Source organism: Polaribacter sp. R77954 (assembly GCF_044595335.1).
In the GTDB taxonomy this organism is placed as follows: domain Bacteria; phylum Bacteroidota; class Bacteroidia; order Flavobacteriales; family Flavobacteriaceae; genus Polaribacter.
In genome coordinates this window covers 1,378,234-1,391,430 of the sequence record NZ_CP138992.1, presented here as the reverse complement: position 1 = coordinate 1,391,430, position 13,197 = coordinate 1,378,234, and the positions used below count along the sequence as shown (strand labels likewise).

Here is a 13,197-nt window from a genome sequence, read left to right as displayed (position 1 = left end):
CTAATTATTTATATTTGTATTATCTGCTACAATTTTAGCATCCTTTTCTTTATCTAACTCTTTTTGTAATTCAATTTTAGCTTCAGTTGCTGGCGCTTCTTTTTGCTCTTCATCACCACCAGTTAGCATTCCACCAAAACTCATAAAACCAATTGCCATTAAGCCTGTAATGATAAAAGTGATACCTAAACCTCTTAAAGCAGGAGGAACAGCAGAGTATCTAATTTTTTCGCGAATAGCAGCTATTGCTAATATGGCTAAAAACCATCCAATTCCTGAACCAACTCCATAAGTTACTGCTAAACCAAAGGTTGGAATTTCTCTAGATTGCATAAATAAACTACCTCCTAAAATGGCACAATTAACTGCAATTAATGGTAAGAAAATACCGAGTGAGTTGTATAGTGATGGAGAGAATTTCTCTACAATGATTTCAACCAATTGTACCATTGTTGCAATTGTTGCTATAAACATGATAAAAGATAAAAAGCTTAAATCATAACTAGCATATTCTTCACCCAACCAAGATAAAGCGCCTTCTTGTAAAATATACTGGTCTAGCAACCAGTTTAATGGAACAGTTACTGTTAATACAAATATTACAGCAGCACCCATACCTACAGATGTAGACACTTTTTTTGAGATGGCAAGGTAAGAACACATCCCTAAGAATGTGGCAAATACCATGTTATCTATAAAAATCGATTTAAAAAATAATTCAATGTGTTCCATAATTTCTATGCTTCTTCGATTAATGCTTTATTCTTAGATCTCTGAACCCAAATGATGATTCCCACTACTATTAAGGCCATTGGTGATAATAACATAAACCCGTTATTTTCATATCCAATAGCATATAATCCAGTTTTTTCAATTGGATCTCCAAGAACTTTGAATCCAAGTAAAGTACCAGAGCCTAATAATTCTCTAAAAAATCCTACAATTACCAATATTAACCCATAACCTAAAGCATTTCCAATTCCGTCTAAAAACGATTTCCAAGGTGTGTTTCCTAATGCGAAAGCTTCAAAACGTCCCATAATAATACAGTTGGTAATAATTAAACCAACAAAAACGGATAATGTTTTACTTAACTCGTAAGCAAAAGCCTTTAATACAAGGTCTACAATAATTACTAAAGCAGCAACTACTATTAACTGTACAATAATTCTAATTTTTGATGGAATTATATTTCTCATTAATGAGATTACTACGTTACCCAAACCTAAAACAAACATTACAGAAAGAGCCATTACAATGGATGCTTTCAATTCTGCTGTAATTGCTAAAGCAGAACAGATTCCTAATACTTGTATGGTAATTGGGTTATTGTCGAATAATGGGTCTTTAATTAAACCTGCATCTTTTTTTGATAAGATTCCCATATTTATTTTTTTAAATTATTAAAGTAAGGCACATATAATGATAAATCTTTTTTAATCATTGCAGACACACCATCACCAGTAATTGTAGCACCAGCAATTGCATCTACTTCATAATCTGTTTTATCATCATTCTTTGGATCGTTATTTCCTTTAGCTACAGTAATCCCTTTAAAATTACCAGCATCATCCATTAAGTGTTCTCCAATAAAATCATCCATAAAATAACGTTGTTTAATATTGGCTCCTAAACCAGGAGTTTCACCTTTATGATCAAAATAAGCACCTTGTACTACCATATTTTCATCCATAGCTACATAACCCCATATAGCATCCCAAAGACCTTTACCTCTTATAGGCGCTACATAAAAAGTTTGTCCATCTTTTTCACCAACAAATAAAGGTAATTTTCTTACTTTACCTGCCTTAGCATTTGCTTGTTGCTTTTTTACATCAATTAAATAAGCATCATCACTTTCAGATGTTTTATTACCTTCAATAACAATTTGTTTTGTGATGTATTTATTAAATTCCTCACCAGCAACAGATGCATCAACAAAAGTTGCACTAGATTCATCATTTTCATTAACACCCATAGCATACAAAATGTTTTGCTGCTTTTCTATTCTTTGATTTTCTTTAATATTTGGTTTTAAAGAAGATGCCATAAAAGCCAATAAAGAACCAACAATTAATACCATAACTACAGCAAAAATCATTGTATACGCATTACTATCTGTTTTCTTACTCATAACTAAGCAGTTTTAAGTTTAGCACGTTTCATTCTCTTTTTTACGTTTCCTTGAACCACGTAATGGTCAATTGTTGGAGCAAATACATTCATTAATAGAATTGCTAAAAATACTCCTTCTGGATAAGCAGGATTAAACACACGTATCATAATTGAAATAAAACCAATTAAGAATCCGTAAATCCATTTTCCTTTATTTGTTTGTGAAGCAGTTACTGGATCTGTTGCCATATAAACAGCACCAAAAGCCAAACCACCAATAATTAAATGTTCCCAAAAAGGTGCACTCATTAATCCGTAGAATTTACTGGTATCAGAAACAATTCCTGAACTAGCTACCCAGTTAAAGACTAATCCCATTGCAGCTGCACCAATAAAAGTAGAAATAATTATTCTCCAGCTTCCAATTTTTGTAAAAATTAAAAATGCAGCACCTAATAAAATTAATAAAGTTGATGTTTCACCAACTGAACCAGGAATGAATCCCATAAATTTATCCCAAGTAGAATAAATTACTTCTTGATTTTGAGCATAACTACCTAAAATAGTTTCTCCAGAAATTGCATCTTCTGTTCCTGCTCTGTTTACAGCATCATGCACCCAAACTTTATCTCCAGACATCCAAGTTGGGTATGCAAAGAATAAGAAAGCTCTAATAGTTAGTGCAGGATTTAAAATATTCATTCCTGTACCACCAAATACTTCTTTACCAATAACAACACCAAAAATTACAGCTATTGATAACATCCAAAGAGGTGTATCTACAGGTACAATTAACGGAACTAACATACCAGTAACTAAATATCCTTCTTCTACTTCATGACCTTTAATTATTGCAAAAATAAATTCTACTCCAAGACCAATACCATAAGATACAATAACCAATGGTAATACCTTAATAATACCAATCCATAAATTATCCCAAGTAAAGAAATTAGCAATAACATCTGTTCTTAAGCTCGGATCGATTGCTGCATAATGTTGATAACCTGCATTAAACATACCGAAAATTAAAACAGGAATTAAAGACATAATTACTGTATTCATGGTACGTTTTAAATCGTCTGCTGCTTTTATATGAGTTCCTCCATGAGTAACTTCATTTGGTAAGTATAAAAAGGTATGGATTGCGTTAAACGCAGGTGCCATTTTTGTACCTTTATACTTTTCTTTTAAATTGTGTAAGTTTTGTTTTAAGCTCATAATCTTATCCTAATTCTTCTCTCATTAAATCTAAACCTTCACGAATAATTTTTTGATGTGGTTGTTTAGATACACAAATAAATTCTGTTAGTGCAAAATCTTCTGGTGCTACTTCGTAACCACCTAAAGCTTCCATTTCATCTAAATCTTTATACATAAATGCTTTTAGTAATTGCATTGGATAAATATCTAAAGGAAAAACATCTTCATAAGAACCTGTAACTACAAATGCTCTATGTTCACCATTTGTATTGGTATTTAAATCGTATTTTTTCTTTGGGTTTAACCAAGAAAATGTTAAAGCTCTTGAAGTTGAAATTTTATTAAAAACAGGCTTGTTCCATCCAAAAAATTCATAGTCATCACCTTCTGGAATCGCAGTGATTTGGTTGTCATAATACCCTAAAAAACCATCTTCTTTTACTTGAGTTCCAGATAATACATTACCACTTATGATTCTTGTATTATCGTTTTTCAAGTTTCCTTTTGTAAGACTATCAATACTGGCACCAGCTATAGCTTTTACATATTGTGGAGTACTAAATTGTGAACCAGTTAAAGCAACTGTTCTTTCAGCGTTAAATTTACCAGTTAGTAATAATTCACCAATAATAACTAAGTCTTGTGGAGTTACAATCCAAACTACTTCACCTTTGTTTATCGGATCTATATTTGCAATTTGCGTACCTACATTACCTGAAGGATGTGGTCCTGAAACTTTGTGAATTTCTACACCAGATAAATTCGCTAAAGGAGAATTACTTTCTTTACCAACAGAAACATGTACTTTACCTTCTGTTAGTTTGGAAATAGCAGTAATTGCTGTCTGTAACTCAGTTTCCTTGCCTACCAAAGTGTAGTCTAAATCTGCAGCTAGAGGAGCACTTGCATACGCAGATACAAAAATAGACTTAGGTGCTTGATTTGGATTTGCTACAACATCGAAAGGGCGTTGTTTGATAAAAGGCCAACATCCAGAGCTGAATAAGTGATTTTTCACTTCTTCTGCAGACATTTTTGAGGCATCTTTTTTACCAAAATCAGCGTAAGTTTGTTTTGAATCAGCAGTAATTTTAATTGCCAATATTTTTCTTCTTGCTCCACGTACTACCTCAGTAACTTTACCAGCAACAGGACTAGGAAATAAAATGCGCTCGTCACTTTTTGAATAAAAAAGTGTTTCTCCTGCTTTTACCTCTGTACCTTCTTTGGCTACAAGTTTAGGTGTAATTCCGTGAAAGTCTTCTGGTTTAATTGCATAAACACTACTTAAAGAACTAGTTGTAGTTGTTTTTTCTGCAATACCAACAAGCTTAATATCTAAGCCTTTTTTAATACGAATGTCTTTTGACATAGTAAATTCGGAATTTTAGTTATCTAAAAAAATCAAGCAAATTTACGGCTTTTAGCAAATATTTCTGACATAAAACATCTTATAAGTTTATTAAAGAATCTTATTTATAATAATTCTAAATAAATGAGATTCAAGAAAACAGCATGGTCGTTTACTTTTGGCTTAGATTTTGGTAATCATTAAAAATGAATACTTATTTTTGTTACATGTCAAAAACTTTTCTATCTCTATTATTTTCACTTTTAGGTGTTATTATTAATGCACAAAATATAAAATCGGTTCAATTAAGGCAATTAGAGGATAACAATTTTTCTACAATTGTACCCTTAGGAACAGTGTTGGAATTGTCTTTTGATGATTTAGATGCAGATAGTAAAGATTACGCGTATAGAATAGAACACATGACCCATGATTGGAAAAAAAGCAGATTGTTATCCAGTCAGTTTATAGATGGTTTTGATGAAAATACCATCATAGATGTAACCAATTCTTTCAATACTTTTCAAAGTTATACACATTATGCTGTTCGAATTCCTAATGTAAATACTGTCATTACAAAAAGCGGAAATTATTTGTTGTCAGTGTTAAATGATGACGATAAAGTAATATTCACCAGAAAATTTGTTTTGTATGAAAATGCTGCCACTATTGGTGTAAATGTTATTAGAAGTAGAAATGCAAAAACGGTTAATACGCAACAAACAGTAGAGTTTACTGTAAATCATCCTAAATTACGTATAAACAATCCATCACAGGAAGTTAATGTGGTGATTTTAAAAAATGAAAATTGGAATGAAAAAATAACCAATATACAACCTACTTTTTTTAGACAAAATCAGCTAAAATATACCTATGCTAATAAAACCAATTTTTGGGGTGGTAACGAGTATTTAAATTTTGATAGCAAACTTATCAGGAATAGAAGTTTGAATGTTGTAAAAATAGAAATGAAAGACATTTTTCATCATTACCTATATCCTTATAATTACAACCCTTCGTTAACCTATCGTTTTAACCCAGATATTAATGGACAGTTTGTAATAAGAACTTTAGAAGGCAATGACCCAAATACAGAAGCAGATTACGCTATGATGCATTTTACATTATATGCTGATGAGCCATTTGTTGATAAAGAAGTACATGTATATGGAGCCTTTAATAACTTTATAATAGATGAAGAAACTAAGCTGGAATACGATTTTGAAGACAGTAGTTATAAAGCTGCAATTTTATTGAAGCAAGGTTTTTACAATTATACCTTTGCAACAATAGACAATTATGGAAATGTGAATACTAATGATGTTAATGGCACTTTTTTTCAAACCGAAAATCAATATACAGTTATTACTTATTTTAAGCCATTTGGTGGTTTGTATGACAGAGTTGTAGGTGTTGGCACAGGTTTTTATAATCAAGATCGATAAAAAATTGTAGGTTTACCCCATAAAATTAAACCTATTTTCTAAATTATTTATGAAACACTTTTTTAGATTTCTGTTTTTCATCACTTTAACAACTAATGCACAAGATTTTGAAACTTATTATCAAAAAGCAGTAAATGATTATGAGGATGGATTTTACGAAAGCCCAGCTATTAATAAAGCAATAGAACTTTGCCTTGACATAAGTAAATATCCTGATTTACTAATTTATAAAGCTACTTATTTAGATTATAATAATGAGAAACTATTAGCTATTAAATACGGAAGACTTGCTCTAGATTTAGCTAAAAAAGAAAAGGATCGTTTTTTAGCATTAGATTTCCTAGCTTTTGTTTACTCTTCTTCTGATGATTTAAAAAAAAGTACTCAATATTATAAAGAAGCACTTGTATTAGCAAAAAAACTAAATCTTAGTGATAGAGTTGAAGAAATTGAATTCAACATTCTATTAAGAAATTTTGATGAAGCAGAAGATAAAAAATATGCTATCCAAAAATTAATTGATTTTTATTTGAGTTTACCTGAAACAACACCCATAGAAGTTAAATTAAGTTATATGGTAATAATCGTAGATTTAAATCAGGGGTATTCAATGTCAGAAAAATTTGAAGCATTGAAGGAAAATATCACAAAAAATTTTGATAAAACAACTTTAGATCCGTTTTTTTTAGGCTAGTATTACTATGGACTTTCAATTTTAGAAAGTTATTCTGATAATTACAATTTGGCAATAAAATATAATGATTCTTCTTATGTAATATCCAAAAAATTTCTAACCGAAGAAAGCATTCTGAATAATTATTATATCTACAAAAAATTATACCAAGAAATAAACAAGCCAGATATAGCATTAAAATATGCAGATTCAATATTAAGTATTGAAGAAGATTTTAAAACACTAGAGTTTGACAGTGGATTAAAAATTGTTGATGAAAACATTCTCTTCAATAAAACAAAACTAAAAACCGAAAATAAAATTAAAGATTATAAATCATCAATCATAGCAATTATAATGATTGCTTTAATTATGTTGATTTTTTATGTTATCCGAAGAAAAAAACAAAAAGAAAAACTTGTAAAATTAAATGCTGAACTTTTAATCAATAAAGGTAAATACAATAAATCTTTAAAAGAAAATATCGAGTTTAAAAAGAACATAAAATTACTTTTAAAAGAAAAGAAATTCGACGAAATTTCCAAGCTGCATAAAACACACGAAATTGAAGATTTGGGTAATGATACCTATATTGAATATTTAGCTTCAGAAATTGAACCTACTTTTTTAAATCGATTAGAAAAACATACTTTGATATTTACAGATATTGAAAAACTTGTGCTTTATTATCGAAAAAATAATCATACTTATCAAGAAATTGCAATTATTACGAACCGAACTTTAAGAAGTATTCAAAGTTTATCCTATCGATTGAATAAAAAAATATTGGCTAAAAAAAACCAAGATTTAGCTAATTTCCTAGAAAACTTATAGTGCGTATATGTTTGAGTATTGAATTTATAACTAAAAAATGTAAAAAAAATTAGTTTTACAATTCAATAAAAAACATAATTAATGAAAACAATTACTTTAAAAAAAATGTGTGTCTTAGAAATCAATTTTTGATATTGATGACAATAGCACTATTTTCAATTTCACAAACTTATGGTCAACAAAAAGTTAAATACGACTATAAACTAGCCTCTAAAAAAGAACAAGCCAATTATTTTGATATTGTTCGTAAAAAAGAAAAAGAAATCAAAGACTACAATTTAAAAGATATAAACGATTTAAAAGAATTCAAACATTATCATAGATGGGCAGAATTTTGGAGAATAAGAGTAAATGCAGATGGTTCATTTCCTGATGAAAATCTTACTTTATACAATACTGGTGTTTTAAATAATGAGGGGAAGATTGCTATGAACAACTTTAATTCAAAAAACAACAATGCAACAACTTGGGTAAATATTGGAACCCAAGAAGTGCCAGATAAAAATGGCTATCCTAACTATCCACAAATGGGAAGGTTAAATGCCTTTTTAAGAATTGCTCATCCTACAAATAATAATCAAGATGTATTATTTGTTGGGACACAAAATGGTGGAATTTGGAAATCTACAGATGGTGGAGCAACTTGGACGCCAAAATTAGATATTATTGCTGGTATTGGTGTTACAGATATTAAAACAACGCCAGATGCAACTTTTAGCAATTATACAACCAAACCTATTTATGTTTCTACTGGAGATTATGATGATAGCCATGTAAAATCTATAGGTGTTTTAAAATCTACAGATGGTGGAGAAACGTACGCATCCACAAATTTAAGTTACACTTTAAAAGAAGACAAATTAACAGGAGATTTGGTGGTTGTTGATGAGAACACCGTTTTTGTTGGTACTTCTGCTGGTATTAGTAAAACTTTGGATGGTGGTGCCAACTGGAGTCAAGCTTTTGATGGACAAGCAACTAATGCAAACATGGGTAGAGTTGCAGTATCAGGAAATAAAATTATGTATACAGGAATATTTGACGTTGCTTTTACCGAAAATTATACAGATGATGCTAATTGGAAAGCTGTAAATGGCAGCAGTGGTTCTTTTAACAAACTTGCTTTAACAGTTGGTGAGGATAATGCTTTCTATATTCAAGATATGGTTGGACAAATAAAAAAATATGATGAAGCAAATAATACTTTTACAGATATAGGTACAATTCCTGCTGGATACAACTCGCAAGATGGTTACAATCAATCTTTAATTGTAAAAAATGATATGATTATTTCTGGCGAATTTAACGCAACACATTCTACTGATAATGGTGCAAGTTGGTACAGATCTCTTAATGGATATTGGTCAGATGCAAATTCAGATGGAAATTATATTCATTCAGATCATCATAGATTAGGTAGTTTAGATGGTAATTTAAAGTTTTGGAGTGCAAATGATGGTGGTTTAAACTACATAACATACGCGTCAAATACCGATCAAAAACCCACTATAGAGTATTTATCTGCAAAAACAATTGTAACACAACATTTTTCTGTAGCAATTAACCCAAAAGTTAATGGTGATGATTATTTAACTGGAAACCAAGATAATGACGGTTTTTCTAAAATAGATGGAACTTGGTATGCAGTTGCTTTAGGTGATGGTATTGAAACCGCAATTAACTATAATGATCCAAGTATTAGATATGCAACAAATCAAAACGGACTTATAGTAAGATCTGATGCAGGTTTTAAAGGAGAATTAAATGGAGATTACTCTCTAAATCCTGCTGGAATTTCTTTTAATCATTATATGGAAATGGATAGATTAAATCCTTCAATTTTATATATGAATGCTGATAAAGGTGGGTCAGACCCAACTGGTATTTTTAAGATTACAGATGATGGTACAGCCTTAACATCAGAACTTTTAGATTCTGGAACTCCAATTCATAAATTTAATACGCATAATAATTTAATTATGGGTGTTTCAGATAATAACATTATTAGAAAAATACCTACTGATGGTTCTGCAGCAACTTCAATTACAGGCGCAACCAATATTGGTAATGGTGTAAATATAGAATCGATAGATTTTATTACTGCGAACTCAAACTATATATATGTAACCTCTAAAGGATATAATGATGGTAATAAAATTTTTGCTTCAAGAGATGGTGGTGCTACTTTTAGAAATATTACAAATAACTTACCAGATGTTATTATAAATAAAGTTTTATTTCAGCAAGCTAATGCGTTACCAATAATGTTTTTTGCAACAAATGTAGGTGTTTATTTTACAAAAAGTGAGGGTGCAACTTGGCATAAACTAGGTAATGGTTTACCAAATGTAGATGTAAAAGATATTGAGATTAACTACACTGCACAAAAATTAGTGGCTGCTACTTTTGGTAGAGGTTTGTGGAGTATCGATATTTCTGCTGCAGCTTTAGGTGTTGACACTTTTAAAGAAACTGGAATTGATATAAATTTGTATCCAAATCCAGTTACAAGTGGCGTTTTAAAAATTTCTACAGAAGAGAATTTAACAAACTTAAAATACGAAATTTACAACATAGTTGGTGGTATTGTTAAAAAAGGAACAGTAAATAATACAAAAGAAATAAATGTGGATAATTTAACAAACAATGTATATTTAATTAGGGTATTTAACAACAACAAAAGTGTTACTAAAAAGTTTGTTTTAACAAAATAATAATGAAAAACTATAAAGATTTATTTTGGGGTTGTTTTCTATTTTTAACAGCTATAATATTGCTTGTAAGTTGTTCTAGCGCTATGAAGATTATCGATTCTAAAAAAAACAAACACATCTCTGGTTTATCTAATGGTAAAAATTACATAGATTATACCATCCATATTGAAATAGAAACAGGTTTTAATTTTAAGTCTATTTTATTAAATAATGATAAAATAACAGAGCATCTTTATATCAAGAATTTGGCTACTGGATTAACTAGTACCAAGATAAATTCTGAAATTAAAAAAGGAGCTTACTTATTTGGCTTTCGCGTTTTAAACACAACCTCTTTTAATGCTGATGAAACCATTACTTTTAAATACATGAAAGACAATAGAGAACATCAACTTATAAAAAAAGTATTAAAAGAAGATAAAATTATAACTAATAGATAAATTAAAACTGATAATTTAAAAAAATCTCAATATTTAGCCAAAGCTAAGTCTTGAGATTTTTTTTGTTTTGAATAGTAATTCTTAGAATCTAAAAAAAAGTTGTGTCTAAAAACAAAAAAAACTACATTTACCAAGAATGGTAGAACAAATTACAAAAGGAATTCGAATTTCTGTAAAGACTAAATTTAATGGAACCAGTTATAGAAATAACAGGTTGTATTACGTTTTTGCTTATTTTGTTACTATCGAAAATCATTCTTTGCAAACCGTAAAACTTACAGATCGTTATTGGAAAATTTTTGATTCGTTAAATAAAACTGAAACTGTTGAAGGTGAAGGTGTAGTTGGGCAAACTCCTGTACTAAAACCAAAAGACACGTATTCGTATAGTTCTGGTTGTTTTTTAGAATCAACTATTGGAGCAATGAAAGGTTTTTATGCGATGCAAAACGTAACCTCTTTAGAAACTTTTAAAGTATTTATACCAACTTTTCAACTCTCAACACCAATCTTATCAAACTAATAAAAAACAAAACCAAAGTTGCTAAAATTAAAGACCCAGCCTGTTTAAATTGTGGGCATCCATTTTTAGGGAACGAAAAATTTTGCCCAGATTGTGGTCAAGCCAATAAAGGCAATAAAATTACATTTGTAAGTTTTGTACTCGAAGTTTTTAACGGGTTATTTAATTTCGATGCAAAGTTTTGGACAACTATTATTCCGCTTTTAATAAAACCAGGTAAAGTTTCAAGAGATTATATTGATGGTAAAAGGCAACGTTACTCTAATCCATTTCGTTTTTATTTAACAGTATCCATTATCTTTTTTCTGTTGATTGGACTCTCAAAAACAATCGATAAATATGAGGCGCTTACAAATGAAGCTGAACAGGATATTGTACAAGAAGATCAAAAAGAGGCTATTAAGGGAGAAAAAGAAGTGTTAACTCAGGCTAAAATTGATTCGATAAAAGAAAAATTAGACAATGATTTAAAAAAATCTTTTATTCCAGAAATTGCCAGAGAAAAGATTTTAGCAGAAGTAGAAAAAAGTGCAAAAGATTCTGTTACGCTAAGTAATGGAGGTAATAAAATTAATTTAGCAGGAACTCGTTTAGATGATTTTGCTAGATATGTAAAAAAGTATCCAGATTCAAAGATAGATGTAGCTTTAGATTCTCTTGGTTATGAAAAAAACTTCACCAATAGATTTTTATACACTAAGGCAAAAAGAATCAATTCATTTACAGATAATGAGGATAGTAGAGAAGAGTTTTTAGGAGAAGTACTCTCTTATGGTTCAGTAGCGCTATTTGTGTTTTTGCCTTTTTTTACGCTCTTTTTACGTTTATATTACATCAGAAGAAAATATACCTATGTAGATCATTTGATATTTGTTTTTCATATACAGACCGTGTTTTTTATGTTGTTTTCAATTTTTGTATTCTTACAAATATTTGAAATAGAACCAAATATTGGTGTGTTTCTATTGCTTTTTTTATTGTATTTAATAATTGCAATGAAAAATTTTTATCAACAAAGCTATTTAAAAACTTTTCTTAAATTTATACTTCTTAATATTAGTTATCTATTTGTTGGAGTTATAGGCGTTGTCTTGGTTTTCTTAATTTCTTTTGCAATGTTTTAGTCGTCTCATTTTTTAAGAAATCAATATAAACAAACTCTACTAATTCATTTTCTTTTTTTATAGAAGTAATACTCAGTGTTTCAACAGAATTTCGTTTCATTTTAGGCGAAATTTCTGGAGTTCCTAACTCTTCATTTTTATGAAAGTCTAAAATACACTTTTGAGAAAAAGTATTATTTTTAAGCAACCATTCGTCAAACCATTTTTTTCTTAGTTGTTTTATTTCCTCTGTGTACAAGGTAGATGAAGACCAGATTTTGGGTTCTTGAGCCAATTTTGAAAAATATTTTTGATTGCCATCCCAAACCAATTCATAAGTTTCTAAACAAGTATTCCAATCTACATAAATTAAGGTAAATGGCTCTATGTTTGAGAAGTTTGATTGTTTGATATAATCTAAAGCATTATCAATAGAAAGTATATTTTTTGTAATAATACCTCTACTCATTTTATAAGGTAGTTTTTTTTTGTGGTTTTCAAATCCGCCATTCAGTAAACACACTAATCTGTTTTTGTCACTAGTCCCAATCCATGTTCCTCCAGCAATAGCATCTTTTGGGTAGGTAAGTACCACATCATTTTCTATATAATTTTTGGGTGGAATTGTTTTTCTTAATGGAGTTTCATCTCTATTAGAAGTTAAAATAAAATTTCCATCAGCTAATGGTAAATAGGTTACTGTACACATTTAAACTTTTAATTTATTAATTTTATCATAAAGTTTAAAATTTGATGTTATTGTTGAATTTATCATAACAAAAGACATTAAACAGGA

13 protein-coding genes and 1 pseudogene are annotated in these 13,197 nt (G+C 29.6%); 8 read left to right on the top strand and 6 right to left on the bottom strand.

From position 1 onward, the window contains the following. Genes nqrE through SJY27_RS06030 form a run of 5 tightly spaced genes read right to left on the bottom strand, consistent with a single transcriptional unit; the run spans position 1 to position 4,690 of the window. Positions 1-732, bottom strand: a complete 732-nt coding sequence (nqrE, locus tag SJY27_RS06050; RefSeq protein ID WP_397447358.1) for an NADH:ubiquinone reductase (Na(+)-transporting) subunit E — start codon at positions 730-732, stop codon at positions 1-3. A 5-nt stretch (positions 733-737) separates the two neighbouring features. Then, positions 738-1,385, bottom strand: a complete 648-nt coding sequence (locus SJY27_RS06045) for an NADH:ubiquinone reductase (Na(+)-transporting) subunit D (protein ID WP_397447357.1) — start codon at positions 1,383-1,385, stop codon at positions 738-740. A gap of 2 nt (positions 1,386-1,387) precedes the next feature. Beyond that, entirely contained in the window at positions 1,388-2,134 is a 747-nt protein-coding gene (locus tag SJY27_RS06040; RefSeq protein ID WP_397447356.1) for a Na(+)-translocating NADH-quinone reductase subunit C, read from the bottom strand. 2 nt (positions 2,135-2,136) lie between these two features. After that, positions 2,137-3,336, bottom strand: coding sequence for an NADH:ubiquinone reductase (Na(+)-transporting) subunit B (locus SJY27_RS06035; RefSeq protein ID WP_397447355.1), 1,200 nt, complete (start codon positions 3,334-3,336; stop codon positions 2,137-2,139). Between the two features lie 4 nt (positions 3,337-3,340). Then, entirely contained in the window at positions 3,341-4,690 is a 1,350-nt protein-coding gene (locus SJY27_RS06030; RefSeq protein WP_397447354.1) for a Na(+)-translocating NADH-quinone reductase subunit A, read from the bottom strand. A 185-nt stretch (positions 4,691-4,875) separates the two neighbouring features. On the opposite strand from SJY27_RS06030, the gene SJY27_RS06025 reads away from it, so the two are divergent. The 8 genes and pseudogenes from SJY27_RS06025 (at position 4,876) to SJY27_RS05990 (ending at position 12,422) form a co-directional block, all read left to right on the top strand. Beyond that, the gene (locus SJY27_RS06025; RefSeq protein WP_397447353.1) at positions 4,876-6,114 is read left to right on the top strand and encodes a DUF5103 domain-containing protein; all 1,239 of its coding nucleotides are present in this window, start codon (positions 4,876-4,878) and stop codon (positions 6,112-6,114) included. Positions 6,115-6,163: 49 nt separating this feature from the next. Next, a complete protein-coding gene (locus SJY27_RS06020) occupies positions 6,164-6,808 on the top strand; it encodes a hypothetical protein (RefSeq protein WP_397447352.1) in 645 nt (214 codons plus the stop codon). A 48-nt stretch (positions 6,809-6,856) separates the two neighbouring features. Then, positions 6,857-7,621, top strand: coding sequence for a hypothetical protein (locus SJY27_RS06015; RefSeq protein ID WP_397447351.1), 765 nt, complete (start codon positions 6,857-6,859; stop codon positions 7,619-7,621). Between the two features lie 137 nt (positions 7,622-7,758). Beyond that, on the top strand, positions 7,759-10,335 hold the full coding sequence (locus tag SJY27_RS06010; protein ID WP_397447350.1) for a T9SS type A sorting domain-containing protein: 2,577 nt from the start codon (positions 7,759-7,761) through the stop codon (positions 10,333-10,335). A gap of 2 nt (positions 10,336-10,337) precedes the next feature. Continuing rightward, positions 10,338-10,775, top strand: a complete 438-nt coding sequence (locus SJY27_RS06005) for a hypothetical protein (RefSeq protein WP_397447349.1) — start codon at positions 10,338-10,340, stop codon at positions 10,773-10,775. A 136-nt stretch (positions 10,776-10,911) separates the two neighbouring features. Then, positions 10,912-11,298 carry a Co2+/Mg2+ efflux protein ApaG gene (gene apaG / locus SJY27_RS06000; protein ID WP_397447348.1) on the top strand — a complete coding sequence of 129 codons (387 nt, stop codon included), beginning with the start codon at positions 10,912-10,914 and terminating at the stop codon, positions 11,296-11,298. Beyond that, positions 11,253-11,591, top strand: a pseudogene (locus tag SJY27_RS05995) (DUF3667 domain-containing protein); the annotation flags it as partial. The gene apaG and the pseudogene SJY27_RS05995, both read left to right, overlap by 46 nt. A 15-nt stretch (positions 11,592-11,606) precedes the next feature. Beyond that, positions 11,607-12,422, top strand: a complete 816-nt coding sequence (locus SJY27_RS05990; RefSeq protein WP_397447347.1) for a hypothetical protein — start codon at positions 11,607-11,609, stop codon at positions 12,420-12,422. Here SJY27_RS05990 and SJY27_RS05985 read toward each other — a convergent pair. After that, positions 12,376-13,110, bottom strand: a complete 735-nt coding sequence (locus SJY27_RS05985) for an NRDE family protein (RefSeq protein ID WP_397447346.1) — start codon at positions 13,108-13,110, stop codon at positions 12,376-12,378. The genes SJY27_RS05990 and SJY27_RS05985 overlap by 47 nt on opposite strands. Positions 13,111-13,197 lie beyond the last annotated feature (87 nt).

Excerpts from the sequence above, each read along its gene's own strand:
- SJY27_RS06020 (WP_397447352.1), top strand. The coding sequence starts at position 6,164 with ATGAAACACTTTTTTAGATTTCTGTTTTTCATCACTTTAACAACTAAT.
- SJY27_RS06040 (WP_397447356.1), bottom strand. The coding sequence starts at position 2,134 with ATGAGTAAGAAAACAGATAGTAATGCGTATACAATGATTTTTGCTGTA.
- SJY27_RS06035 (WP_397447355.1), bottom strand. The coding sequence starts at position 3,336 with ATGAGCTTAAAACAAAACTTACACAATTTAAAAGAAAAGTATAAAGGT.
- SJY27_RS06030 (WP_397447354.1), bottom strand. The coding sequence starts at position 4,690 with ATGTCAAAAGACATTCGTATTAAAAAAGGCTTAGATATTAAGCTTGTT.
- nqrE (WP_397447358.1), bottom strand. The coding sequence starts at position 732 with ATGGAACACATTGAATTATTTTTTAAATCGATTTTTATAGATAACATG.
- apaG (WP_397447348.1), top strand. The coding sequence starts at position 10,912 with ATGGTAGAACAAATTACAAAAGGAATTCGAATTTCTGTAAAGACTAAA.
- SJY27_RS06025 (WP_397447353.1), top strand. The coding sequence starts at position 4,876 with ATGAATACTTATTTTTGTTACATGTCAAAAACTTTTCTATCTCTATTA.
- SJY27_RS05985 (WP_397447346.1), bottom strand. The coding sequence starts at position 13,110 with ATGTGTACAGTAACCTATTTACCATTAGCTGATGGAAATTTTATTTTA.
- SJY27_RS06005 (WP_397447349.1), top strand. The coding sequence starts at position 10,338 with ATGAAAAACTATAAAGATTTATTTTGGGGTTGTTTTCTATTTTTAACA.
- SJY27_RS06010 (WP_397447350.1), top strand. The coding sequence starts at position 7,759 with ATGACAATAGCACTATTTTCAATTTCACAAACTTATGGTCAACAAAAA.
- SJY27_RS06045 (WP_397447357.1), bottom strand. The coding sequence starts at position 1,385 with ATGGGAATCTTATCAAAAAAAGATGCAGGTTTAATTAAAGACCCATTA.